At 59.6% G+C, this 14,038-nt stretch carries 12 protein-coding genes and 1 pseudogene; 8 read left to right on the top strand and 5 right to left on the bottom strand.

The features are described from left to right. Window positions 1–9: 9 nt before the first annotated feature. A complete protein-coding gene (locus ACILSR_RS16530; RefSeq protein ID WP_395750895.1) occupies window positions 10–963 on the top strand; it encodes a Gfo/Idh/MocA family oxidoreductase in 954 nt (317 codons plus the stop codon). Beyond that, window positions 960–2,090 (top strand): lipid-A-disaccharide synthase, encoded by a 1,131-nt coding sequence (lpxB, locus tag ACILSR_RS16525; protein ID WP_395750894.1) that lies wholly within the window; start codon window positions 960–962, stop codon window positions 2,088–2,090. Before ACILSR_RS16530 ends, lpxB begins: the two co-directional genes overlap by 4 nt. 1 nt (window position 2,091) lies before the next feature. Here lpxB and ACILSR_RS16520 read toward each other — a convergent pair whose 3' ends face one another. From ACILSR_RS16520 to ACILSR_RS16500, 5 genes are all read right to left on the bottom strand, one after another. Further along, window positions 2,092–2,877: a nucleotide excision repair endonuclease gene (locus tag ACILSR_RS16520; RefSeq protein WP_395750893.1), complete on the bottom strand. Its 786-nt coding sequence runs from the start codon at window positions 2,875–2,877 to the stop codon at window positions 2,092–2,094. 132 nt (window positions 2,878–3,009) lie between these two features. Then, on the bottom strand, window positions 3,010–5,469 hold the full coding sequence (locus tag ACILSR_RS16515) for a glycogen/starch/alpha-glucan phosphorylase (RefSeq protein WP_395750892.1): 2,460 nt from the start codon (window positions 5,467–5,469) through the stop codon (window positions 3,010–3,012). Between the two features lie 26 nt (window positions 5,470–5,495). Beyond that, complete coding sequence (gene rsmI / locus ACILSR_RS16510; RefSeq protein WP_395750891.1) at window positions 5,496–6,170, bottom strand: 16S rRNA (cytidine(1402)-2'-O)-methyltransferase; 675 nt, start codon at window positions 6,168–6,170, stop codon at window positions 5,496–5,498. A 119-nt stretch (window positions 6,171–6,289) separates the two neighbouring features. After that, entirely contained in the window at window positions 6,290–6,799 is a 510-nt protein-coding gene (gene lptE, locus ACILSR_RS16505) for an LPS assembly lipoprotein LptE (protein ID WP_395750890.1), read from the bottom strand. Window positions 6,800–6,856: 57 nt separating this feature from the next. Continuing rightward, window positions 6,857–8,200, bottom strand: a complete 1,344-nt coding sequence (locus ACILSR_RS16500) for a tetratricopeptide repeat protein (protein WP_395750889.1) — start codon at window positions 8,198–8,200, stop codon at window positions 6,857–6,859. A gap of 112 nt (window positions 8,201–8,312) precedes the next feature. On the opposite strand from ACILSR_RS16500, the gene ACILSR_RS16495 reads away from it, so the two are divergent. The 6 genes and pseudogenes from ACILSR_RS16495 to ACILSR_RS16470 all read left to right on the top strand — a co-directional run bounded on the left by ACILSR_RS16495 (window position 8,313) and on the right by ACILSR_RS16470 (window position 14,038). Further along, window positions 8,313–9,236 carry an alpha/beta hydrolase fold domain-containing protein gene (locus ACILSR_RS16495; RefSeq protein ID WP_395750888.1) on the top strand — a complete coding sequence of 308 codons (924 nt, stop codon included), beginning with the start codon at window positions 8,313–8,315 and terminating at the stop codon, window positions 9,234–9,236. 43 nt (window positions 9,237–9,279) lie between these two features. After that, window positions 9,280–10,548, top strand: a complete 1,269-nt coding sequence (locus ACILSR_RS16490) for a glutamate-5-semialdehyde dehydrogenase (RefSeq protein ID WP_395750887.1) — start codon at window positions 9,280–9,282, stop codon at window positions 10,546–10,548. A gap of 95 nt (window positions 10,549–10,643) precedes the next feature. After that, window positions 10,644–11,162 (top strand): hypothetical protein, encoded by a 519-nt coding sequence (locus ACILSR_RS16485; RefSeq protein ID WP_395750886.1) that lies wholly within the window; start codon window positions 10,644–10,646, stop codon window positions 11,160–11,162. Window positions 11,163–11,342: 180 nt separating this feature from the next. Continuing rightward, window positions 11,343–11,669: pseudogene (locus tag ACILSR_RS16480) on the top strand (DUF1016 N-terminal domain-containing protein); the annotation flags it as partial. A gap of 186 nt (window positions 11,670–11,855) precedes the next feature. Further along, window positions 11,856–12,638, top strand: coding sequence for a YhcG family protein (locus ACILSR_RS16475; protein ID WP_395750974.1), 783 nt, complete (start codon window positions 11,856–11,858; stop codon window positions 12,636–12,638). Between the two features lie 320 nt (window positions 12,639–12,958). Beyond that, a complete protein-coding gene (locus tag ACILSR_RS16470) occupies window positions 12,959–14,038 on the top strand; it encodes a L,D-transpeptidase (protein WP_395750885.1) in 1,080 nt (359 codons plus the stop codon).

The following is a 14,038-nucleotide window of genomic DNA, read 5'->3' as shown; positions in this document are numbered from 1 at the left end:
TTTTCGATCATGAGCTCCCCTTTCCGCATCGGAGTCGCCGGAGTCGGCGCCATTGGCAAAAACCACGCCCGCATCATGGCGGAGATCGCCGCGAAGAGCGAAGGCGCGATCACCTTTGCAGCGGTTTATGATGCCGACCCCGCGCGTGCGACCGAATTCGCTGCACAGTATGGCACGCATGCCGCGAGCGATCTCTCTGACTTCGCCTCGCGGGTGGATGCCGCCACGGTGGCTGTGCCGACGATCTTCCACCGCAAGGTGGCCGAGCCACTGATGCAGGCGGGCATTCATGTGATGGTGGAAAAGCCGATCAGCGAATCCTATGCGGAAGCGCAGGCGCTGATCGAACTGGCGAAGTCCAAGAGTGTCATTCTGCAGGTGGGGCACATCGAGCGCTTCAATCCGGTGCTGCTGCAACTGGAGCAGCGCATGGACAATCCGCGCTTCATCGAGGCACATCGTCTCTCCCCCTTCCCCAACCGCAGCATCGACATCGGCGTGGTGCTGGATTTGATGATCCACGACATCGAGATCGTGCTGCACTTGGTGAAGTCAGAACTTATTCAAGTGGATGCCGTGGGCATTCCGGTACTGACCAAACGCGAGGACATTGCGAATGCGCGCCTGAAGTTTGCCAACGGCTGCATCGCCAACATCACCGCCAGCCGCATCAGCCCGGAGAAGATGCGCAAGATTCGCGTGTTCCAGAGCGCTAGCTATCTGAGCCTGGACTACCAGGAGCAGAGCGGCTGGATCTATCGCAAGGACGGCATGCAGATCGTGCGTGAAGCCGTGGAGGTGGAAAAGGATGAGCCGCTGAAGCTTGAGATCGCCGCCTTTGTGGAATGCGCGCGCCATGGCCGCCGTCCGGTCGTCACCGGCCAGGAAGGCGCGGAGGCGGTGCGCATCGCGCTGGAGATCACGGATCAAATTGAAAAGAACTCCGCACTCGGGGCCTCATGAACCGCATCTTCATCATCGCAGGAGAGCTCAGTGGCGACACCCATGCCGCGGGACTTCTGCGTGAACTGAAGCTGCTGGAGCCGGATATGAAAGTGGTCGGCCTCGGCGGGCCGAAGATGCGTGAAGTCGTGGGCGAGGGTGTCGAAGACTGGGTCGAGACCGCCGGCGTCGTGGGCCTCTGGGAAGTGGTGAAAATGTACCGCTACTTCAAAGAGAAGATGAATGGCGTGCTGGATTCCATTCTCGATCAAAAACCCGAAGCGGTGATCCTGGTGGATTATCCCGGCTTCAATCTGCGTCTGGCCAGCGGGCTGCGCACAGCAGGCTACAAGGGCCGGATTCTCTACTACATCAGCCCGCAGGTGTGGGCGTGGAAGAAGGGCCGCGTGAAGACGATGGCCAAGGTGCTGAACCTCATGATCTGCATCTTCCCCTTCGAGAAAGACTTTTATGAGAAGAGCGGCCTGCGCACCGAATTCAGCGGGCACCCCATGGTGGACCGCGTGGTGACGCTGAAGCGTGAATGGAAGCGCGAGCCCGGCCTCGTCGGCTGGTTTCCCGGCAGCCGCTTGAACGAAGTACGCCGCCTGTTTCCCATCATGATGGACGCGGCGAAGGTCATCAAGGAAGCGATGCCGAATGCGCGTTTCGCCGTTTCCGCCGCCAACGAAACGCTGGCTGGATTCATGCGCAACATGGCCGATGAGCACGGCATGCCCGAGGCCAAACGCTGGATCGAAACCGGCACCGTCTATGACCTGATGCAACGCGCCGAAGCCGGAGCCGTCGCCTCCGGCACCGCCACCCTCGAAGCCGCCTGCTTTGGCCTGCCCTATACGCTCGTCTATAACGTCAGCTGGCCCACGTATGTCATCGGCAAACTGGTGGTGCGCATCAAGCATCTCGGCATCATCAACATCCTCGCCAAGCGCGAAGTGGTGAAGGAACTCGTGCAGGGAAATCTCAATGCGCAGACCCTGGCCAAGGCGACGCTGGAGTTGCTGACGAGCCCCGCCAAACGCGAAGCACTGCAGCAAGACCTGGCGGATGTGGTGGCCACGCTGGGAAGCGGTGGGGCTTACACACGCGCGGCGCAGGCAGTGCATGAAGCGATGGCAACGGCCTAGCTTATTTAGACGCGACCGCTTCGACTTTCGCTTCTCCGAGCTTGCGGATCTTGCTGGCATATTTCCGCAGGCGTTCGAGTTCCTCCTGCCAGTATTCTTGTTCCAAAGCGGTGGCGCCCAAGGGCATTTCTTCGAGCTTGGAAAGGAAGGGTTCATGAAGTCCCTCGGCGTAGCTTTTGAGCTGAGCTGCCACGACGGGCGCATCTGGAAGAGGCAGGGAGAGAATCAACGGCACCGACGCATTGAACACTCCATGGGGATAGGTGGATAAGGATGCCTGCGGCTGAAAGACACGACAGGCACAGCGCACCAGGCTTCCCACTACATAGCGAAAACCTGCTGGATGCGGACCGGTGCCCGACTCTTCTCTCGTCAGCTCCAGCAGCACCTTGTTTGATGAAGCTTCGATTTTCAGCCACCATGGCTCTCCCTGCCAGACACCCGCGCGATTAAACGGCGGGCGATGTTCCAGAAGGAGCTTTGCCTCAAGCGCTATCGCGTTTACGGGTGTGGCGCATTCTTCCCATTCGATGCGGACAATCCTATGAACCAAGCGCAGCGTTCTCTTCGGATTTTTCTCCGGCGTGACATGGCGATAACTGCCAATACGCGCCCTGAGATCTGAGGACTGGCCGATGTAGAGCAGCTCGCCGGCCTGCCCATAGAAGAAATAGACGCCGGGCACCGCGGGCAGAGCGCGAAAGAACTCCGCACCCAGACGAACCGACAACGGATTCTCAAGGTGGAAGAGCTTCAGCTGCTTGGAAGATGTCCGCGAGGCCTCCATGACGGGTGGAGGGTCAACATGCCCTGCTTCCCTCTTTTTTCAACGGCGGCACGACGGGCGCTTTTTTCATACGCCCAGCCGCCCTGAACGACAGGCAGGTTCGCCTGTCGTGCCTCTAATCTGAACTTCACCTCACGCGCCGATCTGCGGCAGATTCCAGACGTTCTTGGCGTATTCCAGAATCGTGCGGTCGCTGCTGAACTTGCCCATGCGGGCGGTGTTGTGGATGGCCATCTTCTGCCAGCGAGGCTGGTCGCGGTAGGCCTTGTCCACTTCGGCCTGGCACCTGGCGTAGGCGTCGTAGTCGGCCATGACGAGGAAGGGATCGCCGTGGGAAAGGAGGCTGTCTCGCAGGGGCTTGAACTCGTCCTGGTTGCCGGTGAAGTAATCGGAGGCGAGCCAGTCGATGCTGAGGCGGAGGTCTTCGCTGGCGTGGTAGAAGTCCCAGGGATTGTAACCGCGAGCATAGAGCTCGGTGACTTCCTCGACGGTGAGGCCGAAGATGAAGATGTTTTCAGGGCCGACTTCCTCAAGGATCTCCACGTTGGCACCATCGAGCGTGCCGATGGTGAGAGCGCCGTTGAGGGCCAGCTTCATGTTGCCAGTGCCAGAGGCTTCCTTGCCAGCGGTGGAGATCTGCTCGGAGAGATCGGCGGCGGGAATGATGCGCTCGGCGATGGAGACGCCGTAGTTGGGAATGTAGATGACCTTGAGCTTGCCATTCACCCGCGGGTCGTGATTGACCTTGTTGGCCACAGCATTGATGGCGTGGATGATGTTCTTGGCGAGGTAATAACCCGGCGCGGCCTTGGCACCGAAGATGAAGACACGGGGCGCCATGTCGAAATTCGGATTGGCGATGATCTTGCGGTAGAGACTGACGATGTGCAGCAGGTTGAGGTGCTGGCGCTTGTATTCGTGCAGACGCTTGATCTGGACATCGAACAAGGCATCCGGGCTGACGCTGACGCCGCAGGTGTCCTGAATGATCTTGGCAAGGCGCACCTTGTGGCCGCGCTTGATGGCCTGGAATCTTTCCTTGAAGGAGGCGTCATCGGCAAACTTGTCGAGCGCGATGAGCTTGGTGGAGTCCTTCAGCCAGCCCGCGCCGATGGATTCGGTGATGAGGGAGGAGAGCTCCGGATTGCACACGTCCAGCCAGCGGCGGAAGGTGACGCCGTTGGTGAGATTGAGAAAGCGGTCAGGATACAGCTCAAAGAACTCGGGGAAGAGGCGCTCGCAGAGCAGGCGGGTGTGCAGCGCCGCGACGCCATTGGTGGCGTGGCTGCCGAGTACGGACATGTGGGCCATGCGGACTTTCTTGCCGCCGCTTTCTTCGATGAGGGAGAGGGCGCGTTTCTTCTCGCCATCTCCCGGCCAGCGGGCCTCGACTTCATCGAGGAAGCGGCGGTTGATTTCAAAGATGATCTGCAGGTGGCGTGGCAGCACGCGCTCAAACAGAGCGGCGCTCCAGGTCTCAAGCGCTTCGGGGAGGAGGGTGTGATTGGTGTAGGAGAAGGTCTTCTGGCAGATGTCCCAGGCCTGACTCCACTCGAGCTTCTCTTCATCCACGAGGATGCGCATGAGCTCGGGAATGGCGACGGCAGGATGCGTGTCATTGAGCTGGACGGCGGCCTTGGAGGGGAACTCGCTCCACGGCAGGTCGTAGCCGCCTTTGAATCGGCGGACGATGTCTGCCAGAGAGCAGGCAACAAAGAAATACTGCTGCACGAGGCGCAGCTCCTTGCCGCTCTCCGTGGCGTCGTTCGGATAGAGCACCTTGGAGACGGTCTCGGCGATGGCTTTCTCGCGCAGGGCCTCGATGTAGCTGCCTTCGTTGAAGACCTTGAAGTTGAAGTCTTCATCCGCCTGGGCCTGCCACAGACGCAGGACGTTCACGGTGTTGCTGTCATAACCGACGATGGGGATGTCCCACGGAAGGCCGAGCAGGCACTTCGTGTCGATCCACTCATGGTGCGGACGGCCAAACTCATCGAACTTTTGAATGACCTGCCCGTACAGTTTGACCGACTGGCGGTAGGACGGGCGGGCGATCTTCCACGGGCTGCCATCGCGCATCCAGGCATCGGGATGCTCGACCTGCTTGCCGTTGACGAACTCCTGACGGAAGAGGCCGAATTCATAATGAATGCCGTAGCCGATGGCGGGCAGGTCCATGGTGCTGAGGGAGTCCATGAAACAGGCGGCGAGACGGCCGAGGCCACCGTTGCCGAGGCCCATGTCAGGCTCCTTCTGCACCAGGGCGTCGAGGTCCTTGCCCATTTCAGAAAGGGCCTGCTTCGTGGCGTCATAGATGCCGGAATTACGCAGGTTGTTTTCCAGCAGGCGGCCCATGAGGTACTCGAGAGAGAGGTAATGCACCCGGCGCACGCCCTGGGCACGGTGCTGGCGGCGGGACTGGGTGGCGCGCTCCATGACGCGGTCACGCACTGCGAGGGAAGTGGCCACATACCAGTCATTTTCGCTGGCTGTCTCAATGTAGGCGCCCAGGGTGAAGCGCAGATGATTGGTGATCGAAAGTTTAAGGCTGTCGGTGGTATTGAGGACGGCGCAGTTGGCGAGAGCTTCCATGGAGGGGTGGGCGGGTTGTGATTTCGTTACCAGGTCAACCATTTGGGAGGATCAACCGGGGCTATGAGAAGGGTGATTTCGCCTTTGGGCGTTTTGGTTTGGTAATGAGATAGCAGGATGCTTGCCGGGCCACGTTTGAATTCTTCAAACTTCTTGGTCAATTCCCTTGCTACCACTACCCGATGTTCTGGTTTAGCTTCCGCCAGAATGGCCAGTGTATCGACCAGACGGTAGGGACTCTCGAAGTAAACACTGGTGCAGTCACGTTGAAGGGCCGCCGTGAGCTCGGTGGTTCTGGCGCCTTTTTTGTGGGGAAGAAAGCCGCCAAAATAAAAGGGAGTCGTGGGGAGTCCTGAAGCTGCCAGGGCGGTGATGACCGCACTCGGGCCGGGGATGCCTTCCACATGCAAACCTGCGGCCACCACAGCGCCCACCAAGCGCTGCCCGGGATCTGACACCGTGGGCATGCCTGCATCCGAGATCAGCGCCACGCTGCCGCCTTGGCGGATGTGCTCGATCAGCTGAGGGATGCGATGGGCTTCATTGTGCTCATTGAGGCTGATCATCCGCGCGCGGATGTCATGATGTTTCAGCAGCATGCCGGAATGGCGGGTGTCCTCGCACGCGACCAAGTCGGCAAGCCGCAAGGTGTCGATGGCACGCAGGGTGATGTCGCGCATGTTCCCGATAGGGGTGGCCACCAAATGGAGGCCTGGGGCCAGGCGCCCCGAGGGGGCTACGGGTTCCAACGATTCCTCCTCCTCACAGGCTTGCGGCTCTGTGGCTGGGTCCTGCTCCGACGACATGGGCGGAGGTGCGGTTACCAGCCTTCAGAAACCTGATCCGCCACGTTGTTGGCCAGGCGCTGTGCGGCATCTTCGAGCAGCTGGGTCTCGGAGAGCTGCAGGTTCGAGTCGAGAATGATGTAGGAATCGGCGTAGGCGTTGCCGATATGAATGACCTTGCCGGTGGAGACGTCCTGAATGGTGAAGGGGCAGACCAGAGTCGCCATGATCTGGGATGTGCGCAGGACGTTGTTCAGGTCAGAACGAAACTGGGTGCGGTTGATGTTGGAAATCTTCCCCACAAGCACGGCATCCGCCTCGCTTTTGCTGACGATTTGATACGAGCCGTGGTTTTGCAGCTGTTTGATCACCGCATTGGTCACCAGCACGGCCAGGCGAGGCTCCAAGGTGAGGTTTTCAAACGTCGGAACAGCGAGTTTGGTGATTTGGCGCAGGTGGGCAGGCTTGTGCGCACCCAAGGTATATCCCGCACAGCCGGAAAACAACAGACAGGCGGACGCCAGCAGAAGAAAAAGCGATTTCATCCAAAGAAATAAGAAGTGACGAGACCAGAATGGCGTGCTGCCATGCCTGCGCAAGAATTATGAGGCAGGCTTTGTGGTGCTCGGGACGGGAGGGACCGGAGGCACAGGAACTCCCGGACCTGGTATGGATGGCAGCTTGGGAACATTCGGAGTGGGGGGAACAGGCAGCAAGGCTGGCTTCTCTGTCTCAGGCACGGGTGGCAGCAGAGAACCAGCCCCGGGCTGAGTGGCACCCGGGCGAAGCGGCAGGTTCGGCTCCTCCAGCGGAACGGGCCTGAAAGTGTCATCCCCCGTGCGCATCTTGGGCTTTTGGCTGAGGCGGGCCAGATCGGGAGCCATCGGGCCCACATAATCATCACGTGCCTTGAGGTTTTCGGCAGTGAGCGCGGTGTAGTCCTGACCGGGTCCCTTCTTGGCACCAGCCACGCCATCCGGATCTGCTGAGGCAAGCTGAGCCAGCATGGTCCGCGCTTCGGCAGAGACACTGGGAGAGCCAAACTTCAGGGCCTCATTGAGGTAAATGGCCGCAGCTTTGGTCTTGCCCATGCGCTGGTAGAATTTTGCCACGGTGAGCGATTGATTCGCCTCGGCGGTATTGACCTGATGCAGAATGAGTTCGGTCTCCTGCTTGCGGTCACCTTCCGGGTGGGTGGCGATGTAGGTGCGGAGGGCGTCACGAGCGGCCAGCAGGTTGGAGGCGTCCTCACTGCGCTGGGCAGCGATGTTGCTGATGGAACCGATGCGGAACTGAGCTTCAGCGGCCTGGGAGGTGTTCGGGTAGTTTTCGACCACTTTTTGGTAAGCGGCGACAGCTTTGTCCTTTTCCTTCAGATCCTGCTGGACTTCCGCGATGCTGAACTGAGCAAGGGGAGCGTATTTTCCGAAGGGGGCGTTCTTGATGATCTTCTCGTAAAATTTGATCACTTCCGACGAATTCATCTTCATGGGAAGAAGCAGGAACCCGCGCTGTTTTTTTCCTCCTTTGGCCTCTTCCGCGAGTTCATACTGCTGTTCGATGGCTTCCGTGAAATGGGGGCTGTCCCGATAGGCAACGATGAAGTTCTGGAGGGCGTCAAAGGCGTCGTCCATCTTGCCATTGTGACGGATAATGATGGCATTGCGGAAGGACGCCTCCGCGGCGCTCGGGGTGAAGGGGTATCTCTTCACGATGGTCTGATACAAGCCCTGAGCTTTGCTGGTCTTGCCCGCATTTTCCGCCATCCGGGCCTGCGCCAGAACTCCCTGGGCGGCGAGTTCCTGGGAATCGCGCTCGCTGTTCACCGGCACCACCTTGTCCTTCTTGGCAAAAGGCCAGATGGCAGAGGAGGAGGTCGTCAGCGTGAACAATGAAACGGCACATGCCAGAAAGACTGGCAGGCGGGCGTGGTGGAAATAATTCATCAGGTCTATAGTAAGTTCTAGTTAAGCATGCGTCAAGGTGGCAACGCGCCTGTCTGCCAAGCCTTCACGGCTCTTGTTTTGCCGCTCTCCCCGGTCTAAAGGACCGCCCGCCATGCGCTCTTTGATCCTAGCCGCCCTCAGCATCCTCCTTTTGGTCCAGTGCCAGAAGGCCACCTCCGCCCCCGCGGGCTTCAAGGCTTTGCGGGATCTGGATTACGTGGGCGCGGGGGACAAGCGCCAGATGCTGGACCTGTACCTGCCGGAGGCTAAATCCGAAAAGCCGCTTCCATTGATCGTTTACATCCACGGCGGTGGGTGGCAGGCCGGGAGCAAAGACGATGCCACCGTGCTGCTGGGACTCATCCAAGGCAGCCCCCCCTACGCTGGCGCTAGTCTGAACTACCGCCTGACCAGCCAGGCCCAGTGGCCTGCTCAAATCCATGACTGCAAGGCGGCCATCCGCTGGCTGCGCGGCCATGCCCGGGAATACAACCTCGATCCTGAAAGAATTTCTGTTTTCGGCATCTCCGCAGGCGGGCATCTGGTGAGCATGCTCGGCGTTACCGGCGGGGTGAAGGAGCTGGAGGGCGAGCTCGGCAGGCACCTGGACCAGAGCAGCCGCGTCTCCTGCGTGCTGGATTTCTGCGGCCCGTCCGATTTCCTCACCTTTGGCGGCAAAGGCAGCGTCATTGATCCGGAGGATCCGAATGGTCCCCTAGCCAGGCTGATCGGCGGCCCGCTGAAAGACAGGCGTGAGGAAGCGCGCAAGGCCTCGCCCGTGACCTACCTGACCCCGGACGACGCACCTTTCCTCATCATCCACGGGGACAAGGATAACATAGTCCCCTACGCCCAGGCCACGGAGTTTGACACTGCGCTGAAAGCGGCGCAGATCCCCTCCATTCTCCTCACCGGGACCGATGGCGGCCATGTCTTCCTGAGCGAGCGGCTGCTGGAGCGCATGCAGGCATTCAACGCCCGCCACCTGCGGGGCAAAGACGTCCAGATCCCCGTAGGAGCCGTTCCTTCAAAGTGAATTTCAATAACAACCAAGCCGACTGCCGTTCCCCTTTTTTGCAATGACCGATTCTGAAATCAAGTCCGCCATCCTCGACATGGGCCGCCGTGCCCGTGCCGCATCCTATGCCCTCGTCAAGCTGACCTCCGAGCAGAAAAACGCCATCCTCGTGGCCATGGCAGATGAAATCATGGCCCGGCAGGAGGCTATCCTCGCGGCCAATGCCCTCGACCTCGAACGCGCACACCAAAACGGCCTCAGCAAAGCCATGGTGGACCGCCTGACGCTGGACCCGAAGCGCCTCAAAGCCGTGGCCGATGCCGTGCGCGAAGTCGCCCTGCTGCCCGACCCCGTCGGCGAAAAGCTCACCGACTGGACCCGCCCTAACGGCCTGCACATTCGCAAGGTGCGCGTGCCCATCGGCGTCATCGGCATCATCTTTGAGTCACGCCCCAACGTCACCACGGACGCCGCCTCTCTTTGCTTCAAAACTGGCAACGCGACCATCCTGCGCGGTGGCAGCGAAGCCATCGACAGCAACCGCGCCCTCGCCGCCGCCCTCCAGGCCGGTGGCGAACGCGCCGGCCTCCCCCCCGACAGCATTCAGCTCATCCCCTTCACCGACCGCGCCAGCGTGGAGCACATGGCGCAGATGGACCAGTACCTCGACCTCATCATCCCCCGCGGCGGCAAGGGCCTCATCGAAAAAGTCGTGGCCACCGCCCGCATGCCCGTCATCAAGCACTACGACGGCGTGTGCCACGTCTATGTCCACGCCGATGCCGACCTCGACATGGCCGCCAACATTATCGTCAACAGCAAGTGCCAGAAGCCCGGCGTCTGCAATGCACTGGAGACCATTCTGGTGCATGAAGATCTCGCGGCCACTTTTTACCCGCTCATCGGCCAGCACCTGCTGGCGGCAGGAGTGGAAATCCATGCCGATGACACCGCCCGCCTGCACCTCGGCGTTCCTGCCAAACCGGCCACGGAGGAGGACTGGAGCACGGAGTATCTTGATCTCATCCTCGCCGTGAAAACCGTCAGCGGATTGGACGAAGCCATCGCCCACATCAACCGCTACGGCTCCCACCACACCGACAGCATCATCACCAAGGACCGCCCCGCCGCGGAGCGCTTCCAGCACGAAATCGACAGCGCCGTCGTGCTGCACAATGCCAGCACGCGGTTCAATGATGGCGGTGAATTCGGCTTCGGTGCCGAGATCGGCATTTCCACGGACAAGCTGCATGCGCGAGGACCCATGGGCCTGGCGGAGCTGTGCAGCTACAAGTATCTGGTGGATGGGAATGGGCAGGTGCGTGGATAAGCATACCACCTACTTGATTTCACTTTTACGAAGGAGCCTTTACAGCTATGCGTAGCTGCAAAGAGGCCTATTCGTGGCTTCAGACCGCCGTTTCAATGACCAACCTCACAGGCGATATGATTCATTCCACACACAGGATACTCCTTCTTTTATTGACAGCTTTTACAATGGCGAATGCTGTCGATGTTCCAAAAGCAGCCACCACGGTGACCAAGAGCTTGAGTGAAGTTATACCGTTTTGCCTGATCGGTTTGGAGGGAGATGATGATGGCAATATGGGCTGGGTGGCAATGTCCCCCGAGAACTCCAGTGAAGCTCTCGGGGATACCGCAGCAGAACTCATTCAATATTTCAGCAAGCTGCCACAGGAGAGAAAGAAGAAAGGGATCCATATCTGGGGTTCCCTCGCCCATTTGAAAGATGCCGAATCTTCGAAAGCACACATGACGGACTTCCAAGCCAATAGGATTGCCGACCCTAAGTTGCTTGAAGCAGAAAGGAGCTACATCGCCAAGCTGACAGCCGCGTGCCGCAAAGCCGGGGTGAGCTTGTGGATTAACACGGCCATTAATGGGAGCCGTGAGAACATGGAGTTTAATAAACTGACCCAATAATCCAGTGGTGGCAAAAAAACAGCGGCGGCGGACCGGCCAGCTTGAACCCTAGCGGCGCTCGGGTTCGATAAAGCCACCCCAAATCCTTGCCTTCGGATTCATTCCCCGCTTGGATTGGTCCAACACGCGTAGGAGTCAGACGGCGCGTGTGTTGAAGGGACTCAACATTGGAAACCAACTATGAGCAGACCGAAACGGAAAGTGACCGCAAAGGAACCAGAAGAGCTCTTTGGGCGCGTCGTCTTGATCTTGGAGCAGGCGCGGGGAAATGTGGTCCGGGCAGTGAACTCCAACATGGTGCTGGCCTACTGGCTGATTGGACGGGAAATCGTCCAGGAATTCCAAGGCGGCGAGGAACGGGCGAAGTATGGCAAGAAGGTCGTCGAAGACCTGTCCGCACGGCTGACGGAACGGTATGGAAAGGGGTATTCCGTCTCAAATCTTTGGTATTTCAGGCAGTTCCACCTTGCGTTTAAAGATCGGCTTAAAATTCTCCACCCATTGGGTGGAGAATTGTCGTCGTCCAAGATTCCCCACCCACTGGGTGGAGGATCTGCAACCCCTCCTATCGGACAGGAGAATCTGTACCCATTGGGAACAGAATCTGGTGAGACCCAAATTGTGCGCCCATCGGGCGCACATTCTACGGTGTCATCAATTTCCTCCCCGTTGGGAAGGAAATCGGCCTCACCCGTGAAAAGCGCCCCGTCGGGCAGCGAAGCGCCGCAGGGCTTCTCGCCCCAGCTCACTTGGTCGCACTACCGGGCCCTGATGCGGGTGGAGAACCTCGAAGCGCGGGACTTTTACGAGCGCGAGGCCATCGCAGGCGGCTGGGACAAGCGCACACTGGAACGGCAGATTCAGTCCTTCTACCACGAGCGTCTGCTCAAGAGTGCCAAGCCCGAAAAGATGCTGGCGGAAGGGCGTAAGCTGCAAATCCCCGGCACCTCGCCAGTGGCGGCGCTGAAGCATCCTTATGTGCTGGAGTTTCTGGGGCTGCCTGACGTGGCGGCGTTTCACGAGTCGGACCTGGAGCGGGCCATCATCACGCACTTGCAACGCTTCCTGCTGGAACTGGGCAGCGGCTTTGCCTTCGTGGCCCGGCAGAAGCACCTCCGCATCGAGGAGCAGGACCGCTACATCGACCTGGTGTTCTACCACTGCCGCCTGAAGTTCTACCTGCTCATTGATCTCAAGGTGGGTGAACTGACCCATGGAGATGTCGGCCAGATGGACGGCTATGTACGGATGTTTGACGGGCTGTTTGTGGCACCCGATGACAACCCGTCGATCGGACTCATCCTCTGCACCGAAAAAAACGAAACGGTGGCCCGCTACTCGGTGCTGAGCGACCGGAAGCAAATCTTCGCCTCCAAATACATGCTCTGCCTGCCGACGGAGGAACAACTGCGGCTGGAAATCGAGAAGGAACGTCGGCTGATCGAGGCCGAGCTGGATGACGGCAATGACGACTAAGACCGTCAATTCCCCAAAGAGCCAAAAAGGGTGACGCAGCCGACGAACGAGTGGCGCCGGAGTACCAGCGGTGGGTTCAGAGGGTCATTCAGGTTCAACCGTTGGGTGCAGGGTCATCACGTGCGCAGGCAGCACGCGGCGGAGAACCGCACACGAAGGGCGCGGATCACCTCACGATTTGGACTTCGGCCATGGCATCTTTCATGCGCGCGAAGCACTAGCCGCGCATCTTCGCTTGCGAGATCGTTCGTCCCCGTTCTCTTTGCTGCGCTCACATGCACGAAAAGCCGTCGCAGTTGCGATAGGTTTTTCAATCCCCTATGAACCCGCTGTTTTCACGTATTCTTCCCCTGTTCTTTCTCGCCTGTGCCTCCGCGCAGGCGGTGATTCCGAACCCGCTGCCAAAGGCGCCAGAACCGGTGGACGACATCTTGCGGCTGCAGATTTTTCTGGATGCGCAGCTCTTTGGTCCGGGAAAGCTGGATGGCCGACCCGGCGAGTTCACCACGAAGGCGCTGAAGCGTTACGAGGCATCTCATGGCCTGCCGGAGACCGAGGTGGAAAACAACACGCTGGACCTCTCCAGTGTGAAGGAACTTTACACGAACTACACGATCCGTGAGGAAGACCTCAAGTTCGTGGGTGAACTTCCCACGCAGCCTTCGGCGCAGAGCAAGAAGAAGTATCTGCCCTATGACTCGCTGCTGGAGTTTCTGACCGAGCGGTTTCACTGCGCGCCGGAGCTGCTGGAGTTCATCAACAAGCCGATGAAGATGGGGGCGTTGAAACCCGGGGACGTGGTGAAGGTGCCGGCCGTGCAGCCGTTTCTCATCGAGGAGCTGACGGAGATCCCGAAGCTGCCGGAGGTGCCGGAATTTCTGACGCGCGTCATCAAGATCGACACCCGTGAAAAGCTGCTGGGAGTGTGGGACGGGGAAAAGTTGCTGGCCAGCCTGCCCATCACGCCTGGCACCGGACATCTGGCCACACCTCCGGGCACCTGGCGCATCCTGGGCATCACGCAGATGCCGACCTTTCGCTGGGACAAAAGCGTGCTGGAGTACGGCGTACGCAGTGGCAACTACTATGAGCTTCCCATCGGCCCGAACAATCCCGTTGGTGTGATGTGGATCGGGCTGAACCGCCCGGGCATCGGCATTCACGGCACGAACTCGCCGCAGAATATCGGACGCACTTCCAGCCACGGCTGCATGCGCACGGCCAACTGGGATGTGGTGCGGCTGGTGAAGCAGATCACGCAGGGCATGACGGTGATCATTGAGGGACCTGCCGCTGAACCACGGCCGGTGGTGATCGCCAAGGCCAAGCCCGCGGCTCCCCCTCCCCCGCCGCCAGGTCCAAAGCGCGGCTTCTTTGCGCGTCTGTTTGGTAGAAAATAG

This window comes from Prosthecobacter sp., from assembly GCF_044222565.1.
Classification (GTDB): domain Bacteria; phylum Verrucomicrobiota; class Verrucomicrobiia; order Verrucomicrobiales; family Verrucomicrobiaceae; genus Prosthecobacter.
The sequence above is the reverse complement of the archived record's forward strand: the minus strand, read 5'-3'. Positions and strand labels throughout refer to the sequence as shown.